General features: G+C 69.5%; 20 protein-coding genes and 1 pseudogene. 16 read left to right on the forward strand and 5 right to left on the reverse strand.

Going from position 1 to position 25,785, the window contains the following annotated elements; genetic code table 11:
- Positions 1–7: 7 nt before the first annotated feature.
- Positions 8–3,775: a hypothetical protein gene (locus IPG61_10405; protein ID MBK6734482.1), complete on the reverse strand. Its 3,768-nt coding sequence runs from the start codon at positions 3,773–3,775 to the stop codon at positions 8–10.
- A gap of 501 nt (positions 3,776–4,276) precedes the next feature.
- Between IPG61_10405 and IPG61_10410 the strand changes: the two genes are divergently transcribed.
- From IPG61_10410 to IPG61_10430, 5 genes are all read left to right on the forward strand, one after another.
- Positions 4,277–5,161: a hypothetical protein gene (locus IPG61_10410; protein ID MBK6734483.1), complete on the forward strand. Its 885-nt coding sequence runs from the start codon at positions 4,277–4,279 to the stop codon at positions 5,159–5,161.
- Positions 5,162–5,281: 120 nt separating this feature from the next.
- Positions 5,282–5,521, forward strand: coding sequence for a ribbon-helix-helix protein, CopG family (locus IPG61_10415; GenBank protein MBK6734484.1), 240 nt, complete (start codon positions 5,282–5,284; stop codon positions 5,519–5,521).
- Positions 5,515–5,859, forward strand: coding sequence for a type II toxin-antitoxin system PemK/MazF family toxin (locus IPG61_10420; GenBank protein MBK6734485.1), 345 nt, complete (start codon positions 5,515–5,517; stop codon positions 5,857–5,859). Before IPG61_10415 ends, IPG61_10420 begins: the two co-directional genes overlap by 7 nt.
- Before the next feature lie 133 nt (positions 5,860–5,992).
- Positions 5,993–6,610, forward strand: coding sequence for a hypothetical protein (locus tag IPG61_10425; GenBank protein ID MBK6734486.1), 618 nt, complete (start codon positions 5,993–5,995; stop codon positions 6,608–6,610).
- A 144-nt stretch (positions 6,611–6,754) separates the two neighbouring features.
- Positions 6,755–7,681, forward strand: a complete 927-nt coding sequence (locus tag IPG61_10430) for a histone deacetylase (GenBank protein MBK6734487.1) — start codon at positions 6,755–6,757, stop codon at positions 7,679–7,681.
- An 11-nt stretch (positions 7,682–7,692) separates the two neighbouring features.
- Here the strand turns inward: IPG61_10430 and IPG61_10435 are convergent, their stop codons facing one another.
- Positions 7,693–9,276 carry a sigma 54-interacting transcriptional regulator gene (locus IPG61_10435; protein MBK6734488.1) on the reverse strand — a complete coding sequence of 528 codons (1,584 nt, stop codon included), beginning with the start codon at positions 9,274–9,276 and terminating at the stop codon, positions 7,693–7,695.
- Between the two features lie 245 nt (positions 9,277–9,521).
- Here IPG61_10435 and IPG61_10440 point away from each other — a divergent pair, with 245 nt between their 5' ends.
- On the forward strand, positions 9,522–9,965 hold the full coding sequence (locus IPG61_10440; protein MBK6734489.1) for a DNA starvation/stationary phase protection protein: 444 nt from the start codon (positions 9,522–9,524) through the stop codon (positions 9,963–9,965).
- Between the two features lie 66 nt (positions 9,966–10,031).
- Positions 10,032–11,504: a catalase gene (locus tag IPG61_10445; GenBank protein MBK6734490.1), complete on the forward strand. Its 1,473-nt coding sequence runs from the start codon at positions 10,032–10,034 to the stop codon at positions 11,502–11,504.
- 33 nt (positions 11,505–11,537) lie between these two features.
- Here IPG61_10445 and IPG61_10450 read toward each other — a convergent pair whose 3' ends face one another.
- Positions 11,538–12,185 (reverse strand): response regulator transcription factor, encoded by a 648-nt coding sequence (locus IPG61_10450; GenBank protein MBK6734491.1) that lies wholly within the window; start codon positions 12,183–12,185, stop codon positions 11,538–11,540.
- The gene (locus IPG61_10455) at positions 12,182–13,288 is read right to left on the reverse strand and encodes a hypothetical protein (protein ID MBK6734492.1); all 1,107 of its coding nucleotides are present in this window, start codon (positions 13,286–13,288) and stop codon (positions 12,182–12,184) included. The genes IPG61_10450 and IPG61_10455 overlap by 4 nt, the downstream gene beginning before the upstream one ends.
- Positions 13,289–13,486: 198 nt before the next feature.
- Between IPG61_10455 and IPG61_10460 the strand changes: the two genes are divergently transcribed.
- Together IPG61_10460 and IPG61_10465 are read left to right on the forward strand one after the other, a co-directional pair.
- The gene (locus tag IPG61_10460) at positions 13,487–14,692 is read left to right on the forward strand and encodes an ammonium transporter (GenBank protein ID MBK6734493.1); all 1,206 of its coding nucleotides are present in this window, start codon (positions 13,487–13,489) and stop codon (positions 14,690–14,692) included.
- Between the two features lie 15 nt (positions 14,693–14,707).
- Entirely contained in the window at positions 14,708–15,703 is a 996-nt protein-coding gene (locus IPG61_10465) for an outer membrane beta-barrel protein (protein MBK6734494.1), read from the forward strand.
- Between the two features lie 69 nt (positions 15,704–15,772).
- Here the strand turns inward: IPG61_10465 and IPG61_10470 are convergent, their stop codons facing one another.
- Complete coding sequence (locus tag IPG61_10470) at positions 15,773–16,621, reverse strand: neutral zinc metallopeptidase (GenBank protein ID MBK6734495.1); 849 nt, start codon at positions 16,619–16,621, stop codon at positions 15,773–15,775.
- Positions 16,622–16,872: 251 nt separating this feature from the next.
- Here IPG61_10470 and IPG61_10475 point away from each other — a divergent pair, with 251 nt between their 5' ends.
- From IPG61_10475 to IPG61_10505, 7 genes and pseudogenes are all read left to right on the forward strand, one after another.
- Entirely contained in the window at positions 16,873–17,502 is a 630-nt protein-coding gene (locus IPG61_10475; protein MBK6734496.1) for an RNA polymerase sigma factor, read from the forward strand.
- A 370-nt stretch (positions 17,503–17,872) separates the two neighbouring features.
- Positions 17,873–18,157, forward strand: a pseudogene (locus tag IPG61_10480) (carboxypeptidase-like regulatory domain-containing protein).
- A 412-nt stretch (positions 18,158–18,569) separates the two neighbouring features.
- Positions 18,570–20,003, forward strand: a complete 1,434-nt coding sequence (locus IPG61_10485) for a von Willebrand factor type A domain-containing protein (protein ID MBK6734497.1) — start codon at positions 18,570–18,572, stop codon at positions 20,001–20,003.
- Between the two features lie 247 nt (positions 20,004–20,250).
- On the forward strand, positions 20,251–23,181 hold the full coding sequence (locus tag IPG61_10490; protein ID MBK6734498.1) for a CHAT domain-containing protein: 2,931 nt from the start codon (positions 20,251–20,253) through the stop codon (positions 23,179–23,181).
- The gene (locus IPG61_10495) at positions 23,142–23,414 is read left to right on the forward strand and encodes a CHAT domain-containing protein (GenBank protein MBK6734499.1); all 273 of its coding nucleotides are present in this window, start codon (positions 23,142–23,144) and stop codon (positions 23,412–23,414) included. Before IPG61_10490 ends, IPG61_10495 begins: the two co-directional genes overlap by 40 nt.
- Positions 23,415–23,445: 31 nt before the next feature.
- Complete coding sequence (locus tag IPG61_10500; GenBank protein ID MBK6734500.1) at positions 23,446–24,063, forward strand: sigma-70 family RNA polymerase sigma factor; 618 nt, start codon at positions 23,446–23,448, stop codon at positions 24,061–24,063.
- A complete protein-coding gene (locus IPG61_10505) occupies positions 24,053–25,780 on the forward strand; it encodes a protein kinase (GenBank protein MBK6734501.1) in 1,728 nt (575 codons plus the stop codon). The genes IPG61_10500 and IPG61_10505 overlap by 11 nt, the downstream gene beginning before the upstream one ends.
- Positions 25,781–25,785 lie beyond the last annotated feature (5 nt).

Raw genomic sequence — 25,785 nt, forward strand, 5'->3', positions numbered from 1 at the left:
TGCTGCCCTACTTCAGCAGGGTCAAGTGACGGCTCTGCGTCCGATCCGGCGCGACGAAGCGGGCGATGTAAGCGCCCGACGCCGCCTGCCGGCCCTGGTCATCGGTACCGTTCCAGACCATGACATGCGGCCCGGCCGTCATGTCCTGATCCACGAGCGTCCGCACCAGTTCGCCGCGCACCGTGTAGATGCGCAACGTCACAGGACCGTCCTGGGCCAGCACAAAGCTGAACTCAGTCGACGGGTTGAACGGGTTCGGCACGTTCGGTCGCAGTTCGGAAACCGACGGCAGGTTGACCGGCGGCAGGTTGTTACCTGCGCCGTTCACGACCACCGGCTGGTTGGCCGCATCACGAGCCGTGACGTTGCCGATGCCGATCCGGGGATCACCCGCAGCCAGCGTGCGGAACGAGACCGTGGCGAGAACGCCTTCGCCCGCGATGCCCTGGTCACGCACGCCCATCAACGCGGCGTCGACCGTGCCGGGGGCAGGAGACAGGACCACCGCCAGTTCGCCTTGGCTCTGCAGCAGGTCGCCCGGGCGCATGCTGACGGGCTCGGCGATCGCCGGGTCCCAGGTCAACGGCACGCTCAGGCCCTGCAGTTTGCCGTCAGCCGCCAGGATGACGGCCACGTCGAACGTCGTGCCCACCGTACCCGGCATCTCCGCCGCCACGGCGATCGCATTGACGGCCGCCGGCTGCGCATGCGGCACGAGCTTGCTGACCAGGTCGTAGTTCATGGCGAACACGATCAGGTCTTCGAACTGCACGCGACTGTCGGTCATCGGCCGCGCATTGACGCTGTAGCCGGTCGTCCGGCCCACGTCCAGGTAGTTGAAGGGGCCGTTGTGTGCCACCGTGATGCCGTAATGGGCACCCAGAAGCGAGATGTCCGCCGTGCTCACCAGATTGTCGCCGCTGCCGGCGGTGATCTCGTCGGACACGTCGCCCAGATGGTAGTTCAGCGTGCCGCCGGTCAGGGCCGACGCCGCCGAGACATTGCCGCAGCCGTCAGTCACGAACGCGGCGTAGTACCAGAAGTCACGCGTGGCCGGCTCGTCGATGTAGCTCAGGGCCGTGGCCGACACCTGGGCGACATGAGTCCAGCCGGCGCCCGGCGGAGCAGTCGGCACGGCGCCGGTTCCGTCGTCGTACTCGGGATAGTCGCCGAAGCCTTTGCGCCACAGGTCGATGAACTCGGCGTCGCCACCGGGGGCGGTCCACGCCAGGGTGATCTTCGTGGTGCCGTCGCTGTCGTTGCCGAGCTTGACCTGCGTTGCGGTCAGGCCCGTCAGCACCGGCGGATTGGTCAGGTCGATGGAGACTTCGCCCGGCGCGCCCGGTACGCCCAGCAGCAGGACGTTGCTGCAGTCGCGCACGTCCACGGCGGTCACGGTCACGGTGCCGATCGCGTCGGTGAGCACGCCCGGCGCCTTGGCCAGGTTCAGGTTGAACAGCACGCCGCCGCCGGTCGGTCCGCACGGTGAACCCAGGACGGCCCGGTCCACCGTGTACGAGCCGCCGCCGTTATCGACGATTTGGTGGTTCAGGTTGGAGAATCCGCTGCTCCAGCTGCCCACTCCGGTGGCCATGGGGATGGACGTGGACGGAACGCCCGTGCACAGCACCAGTTCGGGGCTCAGCTGGAATGTCACGCTGACGCCCCGGCTGGCCGTTGTGTCCAGCCGGTTGAACGTCACCGGGATAGTGACGCAGGCGTTGGTCGGCGTCAGGCACAGCGCCGCGTCGCCGACGCTGACGTTGTTGTCGCCGTACATCACGCAGGCGCCGTTGACGGCATCCAGCCACGGCGCGTACGTGGCGCCGGTGGAGATGTCGTCGCCGAGGCTCGGGTTGCCGACGATGTTCGGACCACTGTCGTCGCCCCACCAGTTGCAGGTGGCGGTGACGGTCGTGGCCGCGTTCGTGGAGAGTCCGTAGGAAATGTTGTCGTGAATATTGCAGTTAACGACTGTGGCGTCGATCGACGAGCCCGGGTACTCGTACACCACGATCCCGGAGTCCCAGTTCGTGACCTCGCAGTCATCCATGGTGAAACTCAACGGCCCATCGCTGTAGGCGCTCGGGCCCCAGCTGAGGGCCAGGCCGGTGCCGACAAAGGTGCTGCCAGTCAGGCTCACGCTGGCGGCAACCTTATCGCCCGAGGTCATCTTTTCCGCTTTCGTAGGGGCTGCGGAAGCAGCTTGCCCGAAACAAGGGCCTTGCCCGGAGGTGTACGCGTAGAAGGCGTCACCCGTCGGGTTGGCCACGGTGCTGTCATCAAAGCTCCCGTCGGCGTCAATGAAGTACACGCCCGTTTGCGACGTGAGGACAGTGCAGTCGTCGAAGTGGGCAGTCGCTGGTCCGTAGACAAGCAGGCCCGTCGCCGTAACCGAAGCAGGGGTGTAATGCACACCTGAGACATCGCACCCGGTCGCAAACACCAGGGCGTTTCCAGATACCTGGATGCCGTTCTGGGCGGTGATCGAGGTCGGGCCCTGCCCGACCGTCGTCACACCCGTCAGGTGGGCGGTCAGGCCGGAACCGGTCATGACCACGCCTGTCTTCTGGAAATCATCCACGAGGACGTCCGTCATCGTGAAGGTGTGGGGCGTCGCGTCGGTGACGGTCGTGTAGACGCCCACGCCATGCTGAGTGCCGCTGAACGGCGTGTCCATGACGTTAAGGCAATTCACGTTCGTCAGCGATCCGCCCGAGTTCCAGTAACTGACTCCGCTAAACCGGTTGTTGCTGTTGCCACGCCCGAGGCCGTCGATCGTCAGATCTGCGATGTCAACGCCATCGGCATGGTCGACGAAGACGATGGGCTTCTGCACGTAGCTCGTCGTGAACGACAACGGCAGCACCACTGGCGAATCGATGAATGTCAGGCCGACACCCGCGCCGGTGATCGAGAGGCCGTCCACGTCGATGTGGACCTGCTCGACGTAATGTCCAGCAGCGACGGTGATGTCATCGCCGGGATTGGCTGCGTCGACGGCGGCCTGGATCGTGAAGTAGCCGAGGCTCTGCGTGACGTTCATCACCGGGTATTCTACGGTGACGTAATAGTTGCCGACGACAAATCCGTCGCCGTTGTTGTCAACATAGTTGGCGGCGGTGTCGCCGAACATCCAGTTGAAGCCGTACGCGACGTTTGTGCCGAACTCACGGGGAGCCCCTGAGCCGACGGCATTGACCGGGTTAAGGATATAGGCGGCCGAAGGTGCCGCGACGATCAGGCCAGCGACGTCCGCAAACGTCAGGCTCGGCGAGCCGGCATAGGTGTGAACCCAACTGGTGCCGCCGGCGGCTCCGGGCGTTTCGTAGACCTTGCAGACAGTCGTCTGCAGGAAGGCCCAGCCGGACGAATACCAGCGGTCGGCCGCCCACTCGGCGTTCGAGGGCTCGTTGGCGATCACTGCATAATTCCCGGCGCCGTCCGTGACCCACATGTTGAAGTAGGGGCCATACAACGACCCGGAAATGGACACATTGTCAAGCCTGTCAACATGAAGTGCACCGACTTGCTCAACGGTGGCGCCGTTGAGCAGGTTTGTTCCCAAGGCCGCTTTCTGGCCACCTTCGTAGATCTGGAACTCGACGGCTCCCGCACCCAGGTCCAGGCGGTCGACGATGTTGGGCGGAGATCCCGAAACAGTGGCGTTACGAATGACAAACGCATCCCAGCCCGGGTCCACGTTAGCGCCCTGCGCCCACGCCGCCCCCGCCGCCAGCAGCAGCGTGAGCAGACACAAATAGAATCTCTTCATGGTTTTCTCCCGTTTCAGCGAGTCGGAGTTGCCCAGTCGGGGAGGCGGCGAGCGGCCTGCATTTCCGGCGTCGCGCATCCCGCGTGAGGAATCAAGAGCGAGCGAATCACCTCCCGAACGGACGCTCGGCAGCCGTGAAGTCTTGGTGACAGGTCTTGGGCGAGACCGGCCCTGACGCACCTAATGGCGCCAACGGGCCCGAAGCAGGGGGTCGACAATAGAGGGTGTCCTGAGCATACAGAGGCAACACAATGGGCGAGATTGTCGGCACGATCTTCTGCGGGGGACCCTATCACAGGCGCAGGTGGGAAATCAAGGGGCTCACGTCCCCCATGAAACAAAATCGCGATTAATTCTGCTAATCGGGGCACCCGGATCCGCGATGGCGGTGGAATATTTCGGGCCGCCGGACACATTTTGCGATGGCATTCATTGATTCCCGGTCCTTACTTGTACTACAATAATCGACGTCGAATCGCCCGAATTTGACAGGGAAGTACCATGATGCTGCTGTTTGCGACCGAATTCCCCATAGACCACGGTCAGGACCCGATCGTGTTCCTCAAGGTTGTGCGCGAGTGGATCCTCGCCACCGAGGGCACGGCGCTGACCGAGGCCGATCTGGAACCCTTCATCGAGCGTGACGAGCTGACGGTGGCCGCCGGCGACGAGCTGGTGCGCCTGCTGCGCGTCAACGTTCCCGAAGACCAGTCCGTGGCCGTCGGCTACGCGCGCGAAGAGGGCCCGCTCAAGTGGGCCACGACGCTCGTGTTCTCGCGGCAGGCCGACGACACCTGGGTGTCGGTGCGCGTCTCCGTGGATGCGCGCGAGCGCGGCCTGCCCGTGCCCCCGGCGAAGAAGCCGGTCATCGTCCACACCCTGCTCGACGAGCTGGGCGGCGCGATGGACGGCGCCCTGGCCGCGCGCACCACGCCGGTGCGCCTGTCCGACCTGGACATGGAACTGGCTGTCCGCTGCGTGTCCGGCGAGGCGGGTTGCCGCCTGCCGGTGGTGTACGTCAGCGTCGACCAGACGGGCGGCCACGTGCTGCACGTCGACGCGCTGGCCCTGGCCCTGGCCGGCACCGCGCACGTGCTGGTCGAGCCCGACCGCATGTTCTCGATGCAGCTGAAGCATCTGTCCGGCTCGCGCAATGTCTATGGCGGCACCATCGGCGTGCACTGGCCCGACGGCAACGGCCGGCGGCCGTTCTTCGTCGGCGGCTCGTTCCGCACCGCGGCCGACCTTGGCCCGGCCGTGATCGAGGAGATACGCCGCGCCCTGGTGAACCGGCCGCCGATGCCGCGCTGTGCCTGGGCCACCGTGGCGCAGGCCCACGCCCTGCTGACGCCGCCGGTACTGAAGTCGAGCGAAGCCGAGGGCTAGGCGTCGGCGCGCCCGTGTGTGCTGCCTTTGGATCAGGGCCCCGGGGAATGCCCCGGGGCCCTTTCCATTACTGCACCCGAGTACATTGACAGGTGGTATAACCGTGGTTATACTAGCTTCATGAAGACCGCGATCTCCATCCCCGACGAGCTGTTCGAGGCTGCCGACAACATGGCCCGGCACATGGGCTTGTCGCGCAGCGAGCTCTACCGCACCGCCCTGGCTGCGTTCCTCGCGGCGCATGCCGAATCGTTGATCACAGAGCAGCTCGATGCCGTGCATGGGGCGACTCCCGCCGGCGGCCTTGATCCGGTGCTGGCCCGGTTGCAGGGCGCCAGCCTGGTCCGGGAAGACTGGTGATCAGCCGCGGAGAAGTCTGGTGGGCCGAATTGGCCGACCCGCGCGGCAGCGAGCCGGGCTTCCGGCGTCCGGTGGTGGTGGTGCAGGCCGATGCCTTCAATCGCAGTCGCATCGGCACTGTCGTCGTGGTCGCGATCACGTCGAACCTGGGTTTGGCAGCGGCTCCCGGCAACGTCCTGCTGCCCGGCTGCGACTCGGGCCTGGAACGCGAATCGGTGGCCAACGTCTCGCAGGTCCTCACGCTCGACCGGCGCTTCCTCGGCACGCGCGTGGCCGCGCTCCCGCCCGACGTGATGGCGGCCATCGACACCGGCCTGCGCCTGGTGCTGTCGGTCTGACCGCACACACTCCCTCAGGATCCGGTTGCATCCTTTCCCCGCCCGCCCGTATTGTGCCCCTCATCGGCCGATGATGCGCATTCGCCCTGGCTTCGCGGCATATCCGGTTGGCCCCGCTGCGAGGGGGAATGGCATGCGACGACTGTGGAAGCCGGTCCTGGTACTGGCGGCCGTGCTCTGCCTGGCGCTTGTGCTCTTCTCCCTGTACATGGAGAAGAACAGCACCTACACCTGCGACACCTGCGGCTCCGTCATGCTGGTCACCGAGCGCATGCTGCTGCCGGGCGGCGGCACCACCACCTGGGTGCGGCAGCGCCCGGGGATCGAGACCTGCGTGCACACGCTCAAGCCGGGCGCCAACCTGGGGCATTACGACCGGACCATCGCCGACGGGCAGCTGGTCCTCGTGCGCCGCAAGGAGGCTTACGGCGGGTTCATCATCGATCGTCGCCTCGGCAATCCCGACCGCGTCGAGATCACGTGGTGGTATCGTATCGATGGCGACGGCCACCTGGGACACTCCGGGGTCCACACCGGCACGGAAGCCTGTCGCTTTCCGCAGAACATCGAGTTCGGGCCGTTCAAGCTGGTCTGGTCGCCGAAAACGGACGGCAGCACCGTGGGCTACGGATTCGGGCCCGGCCTGAACAGGCTCGACCACGAATTGGCGATCTGCGCCACGGACCTGGGGGGCGTCGAGGACGTCGACGCGGCCTCGCCGCAGTGGCAGTACCGGCGCTTTTCCGAATAGCGCCATCACCCGCAACGGGAGCCAAGATGGGCAAGCGCCTGGGCCTGGTGGCCGACCCGCTCTTCCTGCGGCACGAGAAGCCGGGCCACCCGGAGCGCCCCGAGCGCCTGCTTGCGGTCACCGCCGAACTGGAGCGCACCGGCCTTGCCCTCCGACTTCACGACGGTGCCGTCGCGCCCGGCCACGCAGCCCGAGATCCTGCGCGCGCACGACAGCGCCCACCTCGACCGCGTCGTGCGCCTGTCCGCGCAGGCGCCCCTGATGTTCGACGAGGACACCTACGGCAACGATCACACCCTGGCCGCGGCGCTGCACGCCGCCGGAGGCGCCGTCGATCTGGCGGTGCGCGTGCTCTGCGGCGACCTGGACCGCGGCCTGGCCCTGGTGCGCCCGCCCGGGCACCATGCCACACCCGCGGCGACGATGGGCTTCTGCGTCTTCAACAACGTGGCGATCGCCGCGCGCGCGGCGCAGGCGGCCGTCATGGCGAACGGCGGCGCCACGCCCCGCGTGGCCATCGTCGACTTCGACGTGCACCACGGCAACGGCACACAGGACATCTTCTTCGACGACCCTTCGGTGCTCTTCGTGTCCCTGCACCAGTTCCCGCTGTGGCCGGGCACCGGCTGGTTCACCGAGGCGGGCGTGGGGGTCGGTCGCGGCGCCAACCTGAACGTGCCGCTGCCGCCCGGCGCCGGTGATGCGGGCCTGCGCGCCGCCTACGCGCGCCTGGTGCTGCCGGCACTGCAGCGCTTCGCGCCCGACCTGCTGCTCGTCTCGGGCGGCTGGGACGCGCACTGGCGCGATCCGCTGGCGCAGTTGCAATACACCCTGAGCGGGCAGGCCTGGCTGGGACAGGAGCTGGTGCGCGCGGCCGACGCGCTGTGCGGCGGCCGCCTGGTGGTGGTGCTCGAAGGCGGCTACGACACCGAGGTGCTGGCCCACGGCGTGGCCAACCTGGCGCGGTCGCTAGCGGGGCGCGATGAGGTATCCGACCCGCTCGGCGCCGGTGACGCGGGGGAGACCGATGCGACGACACTGATCGACCAGGTGGCCGCGCAGCTCGACTGATTAGGTCCGGCTCAGCCCCGCCTCCCGACACCCAGCTTCTTCATGCGGCTCTGCAGCGTCGTGGGCTTCAGGCCGAGTCGTTCGGCGGCGCCGTCCGCGCCGTAGATCCGGCCCCCGCACATCTCCAGCACATGGCGCAGGTGACGTCGCTCGGCAGCGGCCAGCGTCAGGTCGAGGTCGGCATCGACTCCGGCTGCGGACGTCGCCGCCATCGTCTCCGCCATCGTCGCTGTGGGGTCGCCCTCGCCCGTGGCCGCGCGCCGCGCACCACCCATGAAGAACCGCGCGTCCAGCGCCCCGGCGGACTTCATGATCGTCGCGCGCTCCAGCGCATTGACCAGCTGCCGCACGTTGCCCGGCCATTCCTGCGCTGCCAGTTCGCGCAGCGCCGCGTCGTCGACCGTCCAGGGGCCGCGGCCGGTGCGCCGCGCCAGACCCGCCAGGATGGTGGCCACCAGGCGCGGCAGGTCATCGGCGCGTTCGCGCAGCGGCGGCACCTGCAGCGGGAACACGTTCAGGCGGTAGAACAGGTCCTCGCGGAAGGCCCCGGCGCGCACGCGTTCCTCGAGGTCGCGGTGCGTGGCCGCGAGGATGCGCACATCCACCTTCACCGTGCGGTCGCTGCCCACCGGCTCGAACGTACCTTCCTGCAGCACGCGCAGCAGCTTGGCCTGCGCCGCCGAAGGCATGTCGCCGATCTCGTCGAGCAGCAGCGTGCCGCCGTTCGCGGCCAGGAACCGGCCGGGCCGCGCCGAGCCGGCGCCGGTGAAGGCGCCCTTCACGTGGCCGAACAGCTCGCTCTCCAGCAGCGACTCGGGAATGGCCGCGCAGTTGAGCGACAGGAACGCCTGCGCGCGGCGCGGGCTCCAGTGGTGCAGCGCGCGCGCCAGCACCTCCTTGCCCGTGCCGGTCTCGCCCAGGATGAGCACGGGCGCGGTCGTGCCCGCCACCTGCTTCGCCTGAGCGACCAGCCCGCGCATCAGCGACGACCGGCTGCCCTCGAGCGGCGCCGCCGGGTCGTGCGCCTCGTCGCGCGAGGCCAGCACCCGCTGCCGCTCGTCCAGCTGCTGGCGGTAGCGCTCGAGCAACTCGGCCTGTTCCGCGTAGCGGAAGGCCAGCGAGATGATCTGCCCGTACACCTCGGCCATCTCCACCGTGTTCTCCTGGTAGCTGTCGCAGACCACGCGGTCGAACGTGATCAGCCCCAGGTTGCGCTCGCCGGCGTACAGCGGCACCACCATGCACGAATGGCCGTGGGGCAGGTCGAGGATGCCGTCGTAGGGATCGCCCTCGCCTCCCGAGTGGTCGTGCTCGCGCAGCACCACCGGCCGGCGGTGCTCGAAGGCGCGTGCGATCGACGGGAAGTCGCGCAGGCGGATGCTGTGCTGCCGCACCTTCTCGTCGGCCAGGCGGCCGCGCGCCGCCAGCACCCGCAGCTCACCCTCGGCCAGGCCCAGCACCGCGGCCAGGTCGTGGGGGATCAGCTTCTGCAGCGAATCGAGCGCGCGGCTGAGCACCTCCGGAAGGTTCTCCGGCTCGCTGGCCAGGCGCGCCAGGTCCTTCAGGTCGCGGGTCGCATCGTAGATCGCGGTCATGGCGGGAGCCTTTCCGGGGGGCGCGGCGGACAACGAAATTTCGGTGAAGAAACGAAATATCGGTGATGAGTGCAACGATTATTCGGTGTTTTTCCAGCGGGCGCCAGGTCGAATTTCCGTAAACAATGATGCCACAACAAGATAATCGGATGATGGTGACTGGCCCCACCCTTGCGTTAGGCAGACCAAGCTAACCAATCACCCGCCCCCGAGGGCGACCCACCCGCAAGCAAGGAGAGTCCACCATGAGCAATCAGAACGTGATCAACGGCCTGAACGGGATCCTCGCCGACAGCATCGTCATGTACCAGAAGCTGCACCACTACCACTGGCGCGTGAAGGGCCGCGGCTTCTACCAGCTGCACGGCATGTTCGAGGCCTTCTACGACGAGTTCGCCGAAGTGACCGACAGTGTGGCCGAGCGTATCCTGATGATCGGCGGCGCGCCCCTGGCCAGCCTCACCCAGGCCCTGGAGCTGGCCTCGGTGAAGGAGGATGTGACCGTGCCCGACGGCCAGCGCATGGTGGCCAACCTGGCGACCGACCTGGAGTCGTTCCGCGCCAAGGTGCGCGGCGTGGTGGAAATGGCCGATGAGAGCGGTGACCGCGGCACCGTCAACCTGCTGGACCCGATCGCCGACGGCCTGGACAAGAAGCTGTGGATGATGGAGGCGTACCTGGCCGGATAGCCGGCCGGCCAGGATCGCCGCGGAAGGGAGTCGACACGTACCACTCGGCACAAGGGGGAGAAATCCATGAAGAAGGACAAGGACCAGGACAGGAAGCTGACCACTGCCGCGGGGGCACCCGTGGTGGACAACCAGAACTCCATGACCGCGGGCCCGCGGGGGCCGATGCTCATGCAGGACGTCTGGTTCCTCGAGAAGCTGGCCCACTTCGACCGCGAGGTGATTCCCGAGCGCCGGATGCACGCCAAGGGCTCCGGCGCCTTCGGCACCTTTACCGTCACGAACGACATCACCCGCTTCACGAAGGCGAAGCTGTTCGGCGCCGTCGGCAAGAAGACCGACCTGTTCGTGCGCTTCTCGACCGTGGCCGGGGAGCGCGGCGCGGCCGACGCCGAGCGCGACATCCGCGGCTTCGCCATCAAGTTCTACACCGAGGAGGGCAACTGGGACCTGGTCGGCAACAACACGCCGGTCTTCTTCCTGCGCGACCCGCTCAAGTTCCCGGACCTCAACCACGCGGTGAAGCGCGACCCGCGCACCAACCTGCGCAGCGCGAAGAACAACTGGGACTTCTGGACCTCGCTGCCCGAGGCGCTGCACCAGATCACGATCACCATGAGCGAGCGCGGCATCCCCGCCTCGTACCGCCACATGCACGGATTCGGCAGCCATACCTTCAGCTTCATCAACGCGCAGCAGGAGCGGTACTGGGTGAAGTTCCACCTGCGCTCCCAGCAGGGAATCAGCAACCTGACCGATGCCGAAGCCGAGGCGCTCGTCGGTCGCGACCGCGAAAGCCACCAGCGCGACCTGTTCGACGCGATCGCGAAGGGCGACTTCCCGCGCTGGACACTGTCGATCCAGATCATGCCCGAGAAGGACGCGGCAAAGATGCCGTACAACCCCTTCGACCTGACCAAGGTCTGGTACCACAAGGACTACCCGCTCCTCGAAGTCGGCGTCATGGAATTGAACCGCAACCCCGAGAACTACTTCGCCGACGTGGAGCAGGCCGCCTTCAACCCGGGCGCCATCGTGCCGGGAATCGGCTTCTCGCCCGACAAGATGCTGCAGGGCCGGCTCTTCTCGTACGGGGACGCGCAGCGGTACCGCCTCGGCGTCAACCACCACCAGATCCCGGTCAACGCGGCACGTTGCCCGGTGCATGGCTATCACCGCGACGGGGCCATGCGCGTCGACGGCAACCACGGCGGCACCATCGGCTACGAGCCCAACAGCGAGGGCCAGTGGGCCCAGCAGCCGGACTTCGCCGAGCCGCCGCTGGCCCTGGACGGCGCCGCCGCCAACTGGGATTTCCGCGAGGACGACGACGACTACTTCACGCAGCCCGGCCTGCTGTTCCGGCTGATGACGAAGGACCAGCAGCAGGTGCTCTTCGAGAACACGGCCCGGGCCATGGGTGATGCGCCGATGGAGATCAAGATCCGTCACATCGGCAACTGCCGGAAGGCGGACCGTGCCTACGGTGAAGGCGTGGCCAGGGCGCTGGGAATCGCCCTGGCGGATGTTCCCGACTGAGGTCGATGCAGGAAGGCAGGGGGGCTCGCGCCGCTAGTCCAGCGGCGTGAGCCCTTCACGTATCGCGTACTTCGTCAGCTCGGCAATGCTGTGGATCCCGAGCTTGTCCATCAGCGACTTGCGGTGCGACTCGACCGTCTTGGCCGACAGGGTCAGCCGGTCGGCGATCTCCTTCGTGGCCAGGCCCTCGGCCAGGAGCTGCAGCACCTCGCGTTCCCGTCCCGAGAGCAGGGCGAACGCGCCGCCTTCGCCCTGCCGCGCCATCTGCACGTAGTCGCGAATGACCTGCTCGCCGACCGCCGCGCCCAGGTGCACGCCGCCGTCGCGCACCGTGCGGACGGCCACCAGCAGTTCGTCGAAGCCGGCGTCCTTCAGCAGGTAGCCGCGGGCGCCGGCGCGCAGCGCCTCGAGCACGTAGCGGCGGTCGCTGTGCATCGAAAGGATGATCACGCGCACCGACGGCGCTTCCTGCGCCAGGTGCCGCGTCACCTCCAGGCCGTTGAGCCCGGGCATGGTGATGTCGAGCACGGCCACGTCGGGCTTCAGTTCGCGCGCCAGGTCGAGCGCGGTCAGGCCGTTGTCCGCCTCGCCCACCACCGTCAGGTCCGGCTGTGCCGACAGCAGCGGGCGCAGGCCCGCGCGGAAGATGCCGTGGTCGTCGGCGAGCAGGATCGTGGTCATCGCGGCCCTCCGGGAATGACGGCGCCCAGGCGCACGCGCATGCCGCGCCCCGGGGCCGAATCCAGTTCCATGCTCCCGCCCAATTGGCGCAACCGTTCCTCGATGGCGAACAGCCCGAACTGCGCCCCCGAACCGAGCCGCGCCTGGGCCGGGTCGCAGCCGCGGCCGTCGTCGGCCACCTCCAGGGTCACGACCCCGTCGCGGATCTCCAGCGTGACCTCGACCGCCTCGGCCTGCGCGTGCTTCACCACGTTGTGCAGCAGCTCGCGGGCCGATTTCCAGAGCGTCACCTTCAGGTCGTCGGGCAGCGGGTCGCGCGAGCGCTGCCGCACCTTCACGCGCAGCCCGTGCCGGCGGGCCGTGTCCTCGCCCAGCCATTCCAGCGCCGGCCCCAGGCCCAGTTCGTAGAGGATGGGCGGCGACAGCTCGAAGGTCAGGCCCCGCGTGTAGCGGATGGCCTGGTCGCTGAGCGAAACCAGTTCCTCGAGCGCGGCGTCGTGGCCGCCGAACATGGCGTCGCCGCGCAGCGACTGCAGGCGGATCTTCATCAGCGCCAGGGCCTGTCCCGGGTGGTCGTGCAGGTCTTCGGCGATGCGACGGCGCTCACGCTCCTCGGCCAGGCTCACCTCGGCAGCCAGGCGTCGCAGGCTTGCCGTGCGCTCGGCCACCTGGCGTTCCAGCGACTCGTTCACCTCGAGCAGCGTCGCGTCGTCCTGCCGGTGCTGGAACCAGGCGCGCAGCATCTCGGCCAGCGAGCGGATCAGCTCGCGCTCCTCCACCAGGAACGGCCCTTCGGCCGCTGCCGGGCGCTCCTCCAGGTAGGCCACCGTGATGTCGCCGGTGCGGCCGTCGCGCAGGCGGAAGGCCTCGGTCTGCAGCCACGGCGTCTCGCGGAATCCGGGCGTGGACCAGGTGCGGTCGCCGCAGCGGATGCGGCCGGCAGCCACGTCCGGGTGCATCCACGCCCGCGGCAGGCTGGCCGCCACGGCGGGCACGATGTCGTCGAGGGGGCTGGAGGTGTCCTGGAGCAGCCGCGCGGCACGGTGCAGCGCCGTCAGTTCCTTGACGCGTTCCTGCAGGCGGTTCTGGAGGGAATCGGGCAAGGGACGCCTTCCGGGTCCTGGACGCCTTCCGGGTCGGGCGCGGCCCATCGAAACTAGCCCGTGGACGAGGTCGGGACAAGGAGCACCCACTCAGGAAAAGCCTGAGCCCGAATCAGGTTCGGCCTGATTGCCCGGCCCCCGCCCGGGCAACCATCGTGTTGGGGCCACGATTCCCCCATCTTCCCGCGGGAGGGTCCCATGTTCGACTCCGGCCATACCGGCTTCATGCTGCTCGCCACCAGCCTCGTCATGTTGATGACGCCCGGGCTGGCCTTCTTCTACGGCGGGCTGGTGGGACGGCAGAACGTGCTGTCCATCATGATCCAGAGCTTCGTCTCGATGGGCGTGACCACGGTCCTGTGGTTCGTCTGCGGCTACTCGCTGTGCTTCTCCGGCGGCGCCGGGGGCATCATCGGGAACCTCGACCAGGCCTTCCTGCGCGGCGTCGACGCGACCACGCCCTACGGCGACGGCTCGATCCCGCTGCTGGTCTTCGTGGCCTACCAGATGATGTTCGCCATCATCACGCCCGCCCTGATCACGGGCGCCTTCAGCAACCGCGTGCGCTTCCCCGCCTACCTGGTGTTCCTGGTGGCGTGGCTGATGCTGGTCTACTTCCCGTTCGTCCACATGATCTGGGGCGGCGGCCTGCTGGCCAAGTGGGGCGTGCTCGACTTCGCCGGCGGCATCGCCGTGCACAACATCGCCGGCATGGCGGCGCTGGCCTCGGTCCTGTTCGTCGGGCGGCGGCGCGTGACCGAGCAGGGTCCGCACTCGATCCCGCTGGTCGCCCTCGGCACCGGCCTGCTGTGGTTCGGCTGGTACGGGTTCAACGCCGGCAGCGAGCTCAAGGCCGACCACATCACCGCGCTGGCCTTCATGAACACCGACGTGGCGGCCAGCTTCGCCGCCGTCACCTGGATGATCATCGAATGGTCGCGCGTGCGGAAGCCCCGCTTCGTCGGCCTGCTCACCGGCGCGGTGGCCGGCCTGGCAACGATCACCCCGGCGGCCGGCTTCGTCTCGACGACCACGGCGGCACTCATCGGCGTCATCGCCGGCGGCGTCTGCTACCTGGCCGTTGAACTCAAGAACCGCCTGCACTGGGACGACGCTCTCGACGTCTGGGGCGTGCACGGCGTGGGCGGCGCGCTGGGCATCATCCTGCTGGGCGTCTTCGGCTCGGTGGCGATCAACAGCGCCGGTGCCGACGGCCTTATCCACGGCGGCAGCACGTTCTTCTTCAAGCAGGTCGCGGCCGTCGCGGGCTCGAGCCTCTACGCCTTCGGGTTCACCTGGGGCATGCTGTGGCTCATCAACAAGGTCACGCCGGTGCGCACCACCGAGCAGATGGAAAAGACCCTCGACGAGTCGCTGCACGGCGAACAGGCCTACCTGGCCTGAGAAGTGGAGATTGTCATGCGCAGGACGATGATCGCAGGGCTTGTGCTCCTGCTGGCCGGCGCCGCAGCGGCGCAGGAAACGCAGATCTCAGGCTTCGTGGACGCCGCCTGGTTCTATGATGCCGCCACGAAGGCGGGCGAGTTCGGTGTCGACCAGGTCGAGGTCGACGTGGAGCACCAGGCCGGCGAGCGCGCCCTCGTGCGCGCCGACCTGGAGTGGCTGAAGGACGGCGAGGGCTACGTGGCCCAGGTCGAGCAGGCCTACGTGCAGTACACCGCGCGCTGCGGTTGGGCCCTCAGCTTCGGCAAGTTCAACGCGCCGATCGGCTACGAGGTGCTCGACCCCACGGGCATGTTCCAGTACAGCCACTCGCTGCTGTTCACCTACGCGGCGCCGACCAACCTCACGGGCGTGAAGGTGGCGCGTGACCTGGGCGCGGGCTGGGACCTGGCCGCGCACCTGTCCAACGGCTGGGACCGCTCCACGGCCGACAAGCACGTGACCGTGGGCGGCCGGCTGGGCCTCGTGCGCGGCGGCTTCAGCGGCGGCCTCAGCGCCATCTCGGGCAAGGAAGACATGCCGGGCGAGGGCGAGGGCGATCCGTCATCGCCCCTGACGCGCACCGTCTTCGACTCCGACCTGTCGCTGGTGCGCGGTGCCTGGCGCTTCGGCGGCGAGGTCAGCCTGGGCGACGTCACCACGGCGGGCGGCGACGCCCAGTGGCTGGGCCTGATGGCGATGGCGCACGTCGACTTCAGCCCCCGGGCGGGCCTGACATTGCGCGTCGACCACCTGGACGACCAGGACGGCTGGCTGTTCGGCACCGTCGACGGCCAGGTCCAGGCGCGGCGATCACTGACGATCGCCCCGACGTTCACCCTCGCCGACGGCCTCGGCGCCCTCGTGGAGATGCGCATCGACCAGAGCGACCGTGAGGCGTTCCTCGACAGCGACGGCCTGCCGACCGACAGTGCCGTCACGTTTGCGGTGGAGATGACCGGCAGCTTCTAGCTGCCGGCTGCTGGTCGTGACAGAAAAAGGGGGCCCGCTCGCCCGGGCCCCCTTCGTCTGCCTGGATGCCTACAGCCGCTCGGCCGCGAACGTGTCGCCCTGGTTGAAGTCGCCCGTCTCGAACCCGAGCCGGAACCACCGCTCGCGCTGTTCGCCGGTGCCGTGCGTGAAGGCGTCGGGCACCACGCGCCCCTGCGTCTGGCGCTGCAGGTTGTCGTCGCCGATCGCGTTGGCGGCCCGCAGGGCCTCCTCGATATCGCCCGGCTCGAGGATGTCGAAGCGCCGCTGCGCGTGGTGCGCCCAGAGGCCGGCCAGGAAGTCGGCCTGCAGTTCCAGGCGTACGGAAAGTTCGTTGGCATCGCCGCGGCCCGCCCGCTCCATGCGGTCGGTGATGCCCAGCAGGTTCTGCACGTGGTGGCCGATCTCGTGGGCGATCACGTAGGCCTGGGCGAAGTCGCCGGCAGCGCCGAACTGTTCGCGCATCACGCGGTAGAACGACAGGTCGATGTAGACGGTCTCGTCGCCCGGGCAGTAGAACGGACCCACGGACGAGCCCTGGCGTCCGCACGCCGACTGCACCTGGCCCTCGAAGAGCACGAGCCGCGGCTCGCGGTAGGTCTCGCCGGCGGCCGCGAAGATCTCGCGCCATACCTCCTCGGTGTCGGCCAGCACCACGCTGACGAACCGGGCGCCCTCGTCGCTGGCATCATCGACGGGCAGGCCGCCTGACTCGATGCCGGCAGACTGGCCCGAACCCGACTGCTGCTCCAGCAGCGCCGTGGGATCGCCGCCCAGCAGCGTGTAGATGATCAGGACGACCAGTCCGATGCCGCCCAGGCTGCCGCCGATCACGGCCGGGCCGCCCCGGCCCCGGCGATCCTCGATATTGCTGCTTCCCCGACGGCCCTGCCAGCGCATGCGTGGTTCCTTCCTGACGATGTTCGGCCCCAAACCCGACGATGTCGCCTCCCCACCCTACCGGCGACAGGCGGGGGCGTCAAACCGGATGCGGGCCGCCGGGAACCTTCCACGGTCTCCATCGATTGACAGCAGGTTGCGGGTGCCCGCAGATTCAGCCATGCCACCCCGGCGCCTCGCTCGATCGGCGACCGCAGGTAAACGGACTCCTCCCGGCGTTCGTCTTGTGGTCCGTAGCGAGGAGGACGCACATGGGAAAAGCCGATCATGACCTGCAGGGCGGAGCTTCACCCCCCGAAGCCGCGCCGGAAACCGACCTGATTCTGGCCCGCGCCGCCGCCCAGGGCGACGAGGAGGCCTGGCGCCGCCTGTACGACGCCACCTGCCAGCCGCTGTTCAACTTCCTGGTCTACCAGACCGGCGACCGCGAGGCCGCGCGCGACCTGCTGCAGGAAACCTACGTGACGGCGCTCGGGCGCCTGGACACGTACCGCGGGCAGGGCACGCTGCTGAGCTGGCTGCGGGCGGTGGGCCTGCGCAAGAGCCTCGACTGGCGACGGCGCGTCAAGCTCGGCGTCCGCAAGGTTGCCGCGCTGGCCCTCGAGCGCACGTCCCTCACGTCTTCCAGCGCCGAAGCGACGTTCCCCGCCCTGGGGGACGGCTTCCAGGCGGCCCTGAACCGCCTGTCGCCGCACCAGCGCGCCGCGCTGCTGCTGCGCGAACTGGAAGACGCACCCTTCGCCGAGATCGCCGCGGTCCTGGGCTGCGGCGAGCCGACGGCGCGGGTCCATCATCACCGGGCCTGCCGCAACCTGCGCACCTGGCTGCAGGGCGGCGACGACCTGGTCTTCAGCGAGCTGCCGGGAGGTAACCAGTCATGAAGCGCTACCTGAAGCACGATCGTTACCGGCTGGACGAACACGAGGCCGGGAGTCTGTGGTATGCGGTGCGCCGCGAGTTGAAGGACAAGGAAGGCGGCGGAGCGCACCGTCCCGCCGCGCGTGCCTGGCGTCCGGCGCTGGCGACGGTGTCGGTGGTGGCGATCGCCGTCGTGACGGTGTCGTGGTGGCTGGCCGGTCGCGGCCCGTCACAGGCGGAGCATGCCGCGCTGTCCGGCGGCGGCACCACCGTCGCGGCGCTCGAGGCACATGAGGCGCCTGCGAGGAACCGCCGAACCGGTGGCGTCGCCGGCCTCGCCGGCGAGTCCCAGGAGGCGAGGCCGCCGCGAACCGCACCGACTCCGGGCCGGCCGTGGCCGCCGAGCCGCGCCTGGTCGTCGCACAGAAGGCGACCGTGGCTGCCGACCGCAGCGGTGTCATCACCGGCCGCGTGGTCGACCAGTCCGACGGCACGCCGGTCGCTTTCGCCAACGTGATGCTCGTGGGCACCACGAGGGGAACCAGCACCGACTCGGCCGGCGTTTTCCGCTTCGAGCAGATGGAGCCCGGCCGCCGCCATGAACTGCAGGTGGTGATGCTGGGCTACGCGCCGCTCGACGTGGCGGTCGATCTGCCGGTTGACGGGCGCGCCGACGTGGCGTGCGGGCTGGAGCCCGTGGTGGTCGCCGCGCTGCAGCCGTTCGACGTGACCGGTGAACAGTACATGGTCGAGATCAAGAGCGCGGTGACCGAGAGCCGGGCGACCGGTGAGACCTTCGACAAGTACGCCATCGACTCGGTCGAGGATGCCTTGTCGAAGCAGGCCGGGGTCGTGTACCGCGCCGGCGAGAAGTACGTGCGCGGCGGCCGCTCGGGCGAGGTGTCGATGCAGATTGACGGCAGCGCGCCCAGGCCTGCCCCGGCGAGCGAAGGCGCAGTGCAGGTTTGGCCGTGGGGCAGTCCCGCGGCCGATCGGGCGGGGCCGACGCGAGCCGCGAAGCGCGCGATGCCGCAGCTCCGGCTCCGTCACCGGCGGCACCACGCCCCCCAACGGCGAGAAGTTCGAGCTGATGTACTTCGAGCACGCCGGCGTGAACCCGTTCGTGGCGACCGACGACGACGCGCTGTCGACCTTCGCCCTGGATGTGGACAATGCCTCGTTCTCGCTCGCCCGCAGCTATCTGGACCGCGGCGAACTTCCGCCTGCCGACGCCATTCGCGTGGAGGAGTTCGTCAACGCGCTGGACGCCGGCTGGCAGCGCCACGGCTCGGAGACCTTCCGCATCGGGCTGGACGGCGGGCCGTCGCGCTTCGGCGAGGGCTACCACCTGCTGCGCGTGGGCATCGTCGGGCGCAGTGTCGAGGACGGGCGGCGCAAGCCGGCCAACCTGGTCTTCGTGATCGACGTCTCCGGTTCGATGGACCGCGAATCGCGCCTGGGCTCGGTCAAGCGCGCGCTGCGCACGCTGGTCGACGAGCTGGGCGAGGGCGATCGCGTGGGCATCGTAGTGTACGGTTCGCGCGGCGACGTGCTGCTGCCGCTGACCGACGTCTCGCAGCGTTCGACCATCCTCGGCGTCATCGACGGGTTGCAGCCGAACGGCAGCACCAACGCGGTGGAGGGGTTGACGCTGGCCTACGACCTGGCGCGGCGCAACTACGATGCCGGCATCATCAACCGGCTGGTCCTGTGCTCGGACGGCGTGGCCAACACCGGCACCGCCACCAGTGCCGAGGGCATCCTCGCGCTGGCTCGCCGCGGCTCGGACGACGGCATCACCCTGTCGACCGTCGGTTTCGGCATGGGCAACTACAACGACGTGCTGATGGAGAAGCTCGCCGACCAGGGTGACGGCAACTACTTCTACGTCGACGGCCCGCGCGAAGCCGAGCGCGTGTTCCGCGAGAACCTGACCGGCATGCTGCAGACCATTGCCACGCAGGCGAAGGTGCAGGTCGAGTTCGATCCGCGTCGCGTGTCCCGCTGGCGGCTGTTGGGCTACGAGAATCGCGACGTGGCCGACCGCGACTTCCGCAACGACGCCGTCGATGCCGGCGAGGTGGGCGTCGGGCACCAGGTCACCGCGCTGTACGAGCTCAAGCTGGTGGGTGAGGGGCGCAGCGGCGATGACGACGAGGACGATGCCGCGCGCCTGGGCACCGTGCACCTGCGCTGGGAGGCGCCCGAGCACGATACCAGCCACGCCGGGAAGGTCACCGAGATCGAGCGCGACATCACGCGGGGGATGTTCGCGAAGTCGGAGCCGGACGGCTCGCCGCACCGCCGTGCGCAGGCGCTCGCGGCCGAGTTCGCCGAGATCCTGCGCGGCAGCTACTGGGCGAAGGAGAGCCGCCTGTCCTCGCTGGTGCCGGTCGCCGACGGCCTGGCCCGTGAACTGCCGCGCGACCAGGCCGTGCAGGACCTGGCCCGCATGGTCCGCCGGGCGGCGGATCTCAAGGAGGGGGACGGGGGACGACACCGCCAGCCGTTGCGGGACGAGTAGCCGCACCGGCGGCGGGCCCGAATCGGCCGGGCCGTGAAATGGGGCCCGTGGCGGACGAAGCGCCACGGGCCCCGTCCTTTCCGGGTTGGCCGCTCCTCGGATGACCTGCGGGGCGGTACGGGTCAAATGAACACCATTATCATCCAGAATCGGTTATCATGGGGCCCGTGGTCCGGGAGTGGAAGAATCCCCCTTGAACGGGGAATGGAAGGCCGCCTGGTCGGGGCGCGTGTGGGGAAGGTGCGGGATGTCGAAACGGATTCTGCTCGCAATGCTGCCGGTCCTGCTGGCCGGCGCCGGGCCGGCGCGTGGTGACACGCCGCAGCCGGCACCGACCACCCCGGCCGAACTCATCGCCGCCTCGCGCCACGCCTTCGACAATCGGTTCTACGCGCGCGCCGACTCCCTGGCCGAAGCTGCCTGCGCACGGTTGGAAATTGAAGGTCGTTCCGACCCGCTCGAGCACGCCACCGCCCTGGTGTGCCTGTCGCGCGCGCGCACGGCCCGGCGCTCCCTGGCCGACTCGGTGGCGGTGCGCTCGGCCCGCCGGGCGCTGGCCATGCTGCCCTCGGGCGCCGGCGATCGCGACCTGGTGCGGGCCGACGCACATGATGTGCTCTCGCTCATCCTCGATGAGCAGAACCGCGCCGATCTCGCGCTCGATCATGCGCGCCGGGCTCTGGCCCTGAGGCGCGCCGGCTACGGTGAGATACACGAAGAAGTGGCCGAGTCCTGGTACCGGCTGGGATCGGCGCAGATGAGCCTGGGTCAGGTAGACTCCGCCCTGGTGACGATGCGCACCGGGCTTGAGACGCGCCTTGGCTGCAATATCGAGAGCGACCGTCGCATCGGCGACTTCCACACCGAGATCGCCGAACTCCTCGAGAAACAAGGCGATCCCGATGCGGCGCGTGCCGAACTCGACATCGCCCTGCGGGAGTACGAAACGCGCAAGGGGCGCGCACATTCGGCAATGGTCCAGGGTCTTCAAAGGGCCGGACTGTTCGAGATGCGGAACGGTGACCTTTCGCGCGCGGTCGACCTGTCGCTGCAGGCCCTGACGGTGGCCGAGTCGGTGAAGAACTTCAGTCCCGCCAACTTGGCCCTCCTGCGGGGAAACCTGGCGGTCATGCTGAGCGAGATGGGCGATTTCGCGCGAGCCCACCGCCTGCTCGGGCAGGTGGTGCCGGTGTACCAGGCGGAGCTCGGCATGGACCATCGGCAGACCCTCTGGGCCGAGGTGGCGCTGGCGACGACCGAGGCTTCCCTTGGCGATACTCTCGCCGCTGCGGCCCGTTTCCGCAGTGTCTGTGACCGGTTCGAAGCGGCCGGTTCCATCACCAGTACCGGCTCGCTCACGCAGGCACGGGTCGGGCTGGCCGAGCTTGTCGCTGACCGCGACCCGCGCGCGGCGCTCGCCCTCATTGATGCCGCCGAGGCCGTCGAGCGCCTGCGACCCGACCCGAACTGGGGAGCGATGGCAGACGTGCAGATCATCCGGATGCGCCTGCTGGCCGACCTGGGCGATCGGGCGGGGGTGGCGCGAGCCGATACGGCCCTCGAGCGGACCTTGGAGGAACACGACCTGCACGGCACCGATACCGGGATCGGGGCGCTGGCCGCAGGCAGCCTGGCGCTGGCCAAGGTGGGACGCACGAAGGAGGCGGTGGCCCGCGCGCGCGCCGGTGCGTCGTTGTCGCGTGACCGGATGCTGCGCGACCTGCGTGCCCTTCCCGACCGCGAGGGGCTGACGCTGGCCGGCGAGCGTTCGACTTCACTCGACGCGCTGCTGAGTCTTGTGCTGGCGGGACACGGCGACCCGGCCGTCGCCTGGGACGAACTGATCCGCTGGCGGGGACTGGTGCGCGACGAAGTGATGCGCCGTCGCCTGCCCGCAGTGGCCCTGGGCGATACGTCGGTGCTGCGCGCCCATGCGGCGTGGGCGGCGGCGACCCGGCGCCTGGCCCAGTTCGAGGTGCGCGCGGCCGGTGCCACCGACGAGGCGGCGCTGGTGCGCCTGGCTGAACTGCGCGCGCGCGCCGACGACGCCGAACGTCGTTGGGCCACGGTGGCACCTCGGACGCACGCTCCGGCAGGCAGCGGCACCGGCGACGTGAACCTCGAGGCAGTGCGCTCGGCGCTTCCTTCCGGCTCGGCCCTCGTGGCGTTCACGACCGTGCGCACGCGTGGCAAGCCCGATCACCTGGCCGCGTTCGTGCTCGACCGGCAGGGCCGCGTGCGCGTGCGTGACCTGGGCGCCGTATCCGGGATCGAGGCCGCCCTCTCGCAGTGGCGATCGCTGGCCGGGCGCTCACCGAAGGGGCAAGCCGGCGCCGAGCAGGCGTGCCGTGATGCCGGTCGTCGGTTGCGCGAGCTGACCTGGGATGTCATCGCTCCGCTGACGGGCAACGCCAAGGACGTGGTCGTGGTTGCCGATGGCCCACTGCACCGCATGGCGTGGGCTGCGCTCCCGGTGGATGACGAGGCGTACCTGGTCGAACGCGGTCCCGGCCTGACGGTGCTCGAATCCGAACGCGACCTGCTGCGGGCAGCCGAACCGACGCCATCCTCGGGACTGCTCGCGGTCGGCGGCGTGAATTTCGCCGGAGCGATGGAAACGTCGCCCGCGTCCGCGCCCGCTGCCCCGCGGCCGCTGGCTGTCGCGTCGACGCGCGCCATGCTGCCCGACTGCCGGTCCGGGCTGGCGCCCGTTTTCGCCGAGTTGCCTGGCACTGTGCGCGAGATCGAAGCCATCGCCCGCGAGCAGGGCACCGACGTGCAGGTGCTGCGCGGCGGTGCGGCGACCGAGGCGGCCTTCAAGCGATTGGCCCCGGGAAGGCGCGTCATCCACCTGGCCACGCACGCTGTCGCCCTCGACGATCTCTGCACAGCAGGGATGGCCGAAGGTGAACGCGGCGTGGGCGGCGTGGCACCTGCCGGCGGGGCGGGCGCGAGGCCGGCCGCCGGGGAAGCGCCGCAATCGCCGTGGCTCGGCCGTCGCGTGGTGCTGGCTCTGGCCGGGCCAATGCCGCGGCCGACAGCGATGACGAGAACGAGGGCCTGCTCACCGCCAGTGAAGTGGCCATGCTGGATCTTCGGGGTACCGAGTGGGTGGTGCTGTCGGCGTGCGAGTCGGGCGTGGCGGAGAACTGGAATCGCGAAGGCGTGCTGGGCCTGACCCGGGCGTTCCGCCTGGCCGGGGCCCGCGCCGTGATCGCCAGCCAATGGGCAGTGGACGACGATGCCACGTCGGAGTGGATGACGGCCCTGCATCGCGCGCGGGTTGCCGGGGCCTCCGGGACGGGCCGCGCGATGCAGGAGGCTTCGTGCGAGATCCTGCGCGCTCGCCGGGCCGACGGCCGCGGCACGCATCCGTTCTACTGGGCGGCCTTCACCGCGACCGGCGAATGAGGACGGAAGCGCCGCAGGGCGGGAGGGTGTGATGGATGTGAGCGCAAACGGCGGACCGGTCGGGGACAGCGACGGCTCCCGCGACATCTCCCTGCTGGCGACGAGCGAGCTGATCTCGCTGGCACGCGGGGGCGACGACGCGGCGCGCGAACAGCTCCTGGCGCGCTACCTGCCGCGTCTGCAGCGCTGGGCCAGCGGCCGCCTGCCGCTGCGCGCCCGTTCCCTGCTCGACACCACCGACCTGGTGCAGGAAACACTGTTGCGCACGCTGCAGGGAATCGACCGGGTCGAGGTGCGCGGGCCCGGCGGTTTCCAGGCCTATGTTCGCCAGGCGGTCCTCAATCGTATAAGGGACCAGGTGCGCTGGGCCGGGCGTCGCCAGGGTCGCGAGGAGCTTTCCGAGGACCTGCCGTACCATGGCCCGTCGCCCCTGGAACAGGCGATCGGCGGCGCCGTGCTCGACCGCTACGAGCGCGCGCTGGCCGGTCTCGGCCGGGAGGACCAGGAGTTGCTGCATCTGCGCATTGAACTCGACTTCGATTACGGCGAGATCGCCTCGATGACCGGGCGGCCGAGCCGCGACGCGGCGCGCATGGCCGTGCAACGCGCACTGGGTCGCCTGGCGGAAGCGATGGGCCATGAGGGCTGACGACGATCGCCTGGCCGGGCTGCTCGGGTCCGTCTCCGACGGCGAGGTCATCGACTGGGACGCCGTGGTGCGCCGCATGGGACCGGCCGAACTGCCGGTCATCGAGGCGCTGCGCGATGTGGACCGCATTCACAGCTTCAACCGCGGGCTGCAGCGTGCAGGGGCTTCCGGTGATCCATTGCCCGACAGCCCCGGCGACGTGCCGCGCTGGGGCGACCTGCTCCTTCTCGAGCGCTGCGGCGTCGGCGCCCAGGCCGAAGTCTACCGTGCCTGGGATCCCGGCCTGCGCCGCGAGGTGGCGCTCAAGCTGCTGCGGGCCGGCGCTCCCGGCGCCGACGCCGGCGCCGACCGTTCGCCGCTGCTGGCCGAGGGGCGCGCCCTGGCCCGCATCCGGCATCCGCACGTGGTGGCGGTGCATGGCATCGACGAGCACGACGGACGCGTGGGCCTGTGGATGGAACTCGTGCGGGGCGAGACGCTCGAGGAACATGTGCAGGCGCACGGAATGCTCACGCCAGGCGAGGCCGCGCGCCTGGGGTGTGAGATCGGCTCGGCGCTGGCTGCAGTCCATGCCGCGGGCCTGCTGCATCGCGACATCAAGCCGGCCAACATCGTGCGCGACGCCGACGGCCGCTTCGTGCTCACCGACTTCGGCCTGGGGCTGGCGCGCCGCGAAGCGCCCGCCGCGACCATGGCCATTGCCGGCTCGCCGATGTACATGGCGCCCGAGCTTCTGTTCGGCTCGGCGCCCGACGCGCGTGCGGACATCTACGCGCTGGGCATGCTGGTGTGGTACGCGCTCACCGGCAGGCATCCGTTCCCGGCCGGCACGCTCGAATCCCTGCGCGTTGCCGCGGCCAATGGACCGAGCCCATCGCTGGCTGAATGCCGGCCCGGCTTGCCGGCCGCGCTGCTGGCCGCGGTGGCGTCGGCGACGGCGCCGGCGGCGTCACAGCGCCCCGGACAGGCGACGGCGTTCGTCGAGGCCCTGGCCACTGCCGCGATCGGAGCCGCAGCACCGGCGTCTGCCGGTCGCCGTGCCGCCTGGCGCGTCATGGTCGTGGGCGCTGCGGCGATCGTCGCCGTGGCGGCCATCGTCGTGGTTGCCGGGCGCGATCGCGCGCCGGGTCCGTTGACGCCGGACGCCGCGTGGTCGGTCGAGGCGACGCTCATGCGAGACGGCGAAGGTGCGCCGACGCCGTTGCTCAACGACGATGTGGTGGCGCCGGGCGATCGCCTGCTCCTGCGCTGGCGCGCCAGCCGTCCGGTGTGGGTCTACGTGCTCAACGCCGACGACCAGGGCGAGGCGTACCTGCTCTTTCCGCAGCCGCGTTTCGACCTGCGCAACCCGTTGCCGGCCGACTCCACGCTGGTCCTGCCCGGCCCGATGGCCGGGCGCGAGGTTGCCTGGACCGTCACCAGCGCCGGTGGCCGCGAGACATTCCTGGTCGTTGCCGGTCCCGAGCCTGTGCCCGAACTGGAGCCCGGTGCCTCCGGCCTTGCGGCCCCGGATCCGGGGCGGGCCGTTGCCTACACGGGTGTCCAGGCGGGCGTGATCGAGCGGTTGCGCGGCGTCGGGGGCCTTGCGGAGGCGGCGGCGCCGCGGCCGGCCACGGACGGCGGAGCGGCCCTCGGGCGCTTCCGTGCGCTGGCCGGCCGTGAATCGGGCGTGACAGGCCTGTGGGTTCGGGAGATCGTCCTGCGCAACCCACGCTAGTCCGT

The organism is bacterium (genome assembly GCA_016703265.1).
Taxonomy (GTDB): Bacteria; Krumholzibacteriota; Krumholzibacteriia; order LZORAL124-64-63; family LZORAL124-64-63; genus CAINDZ01.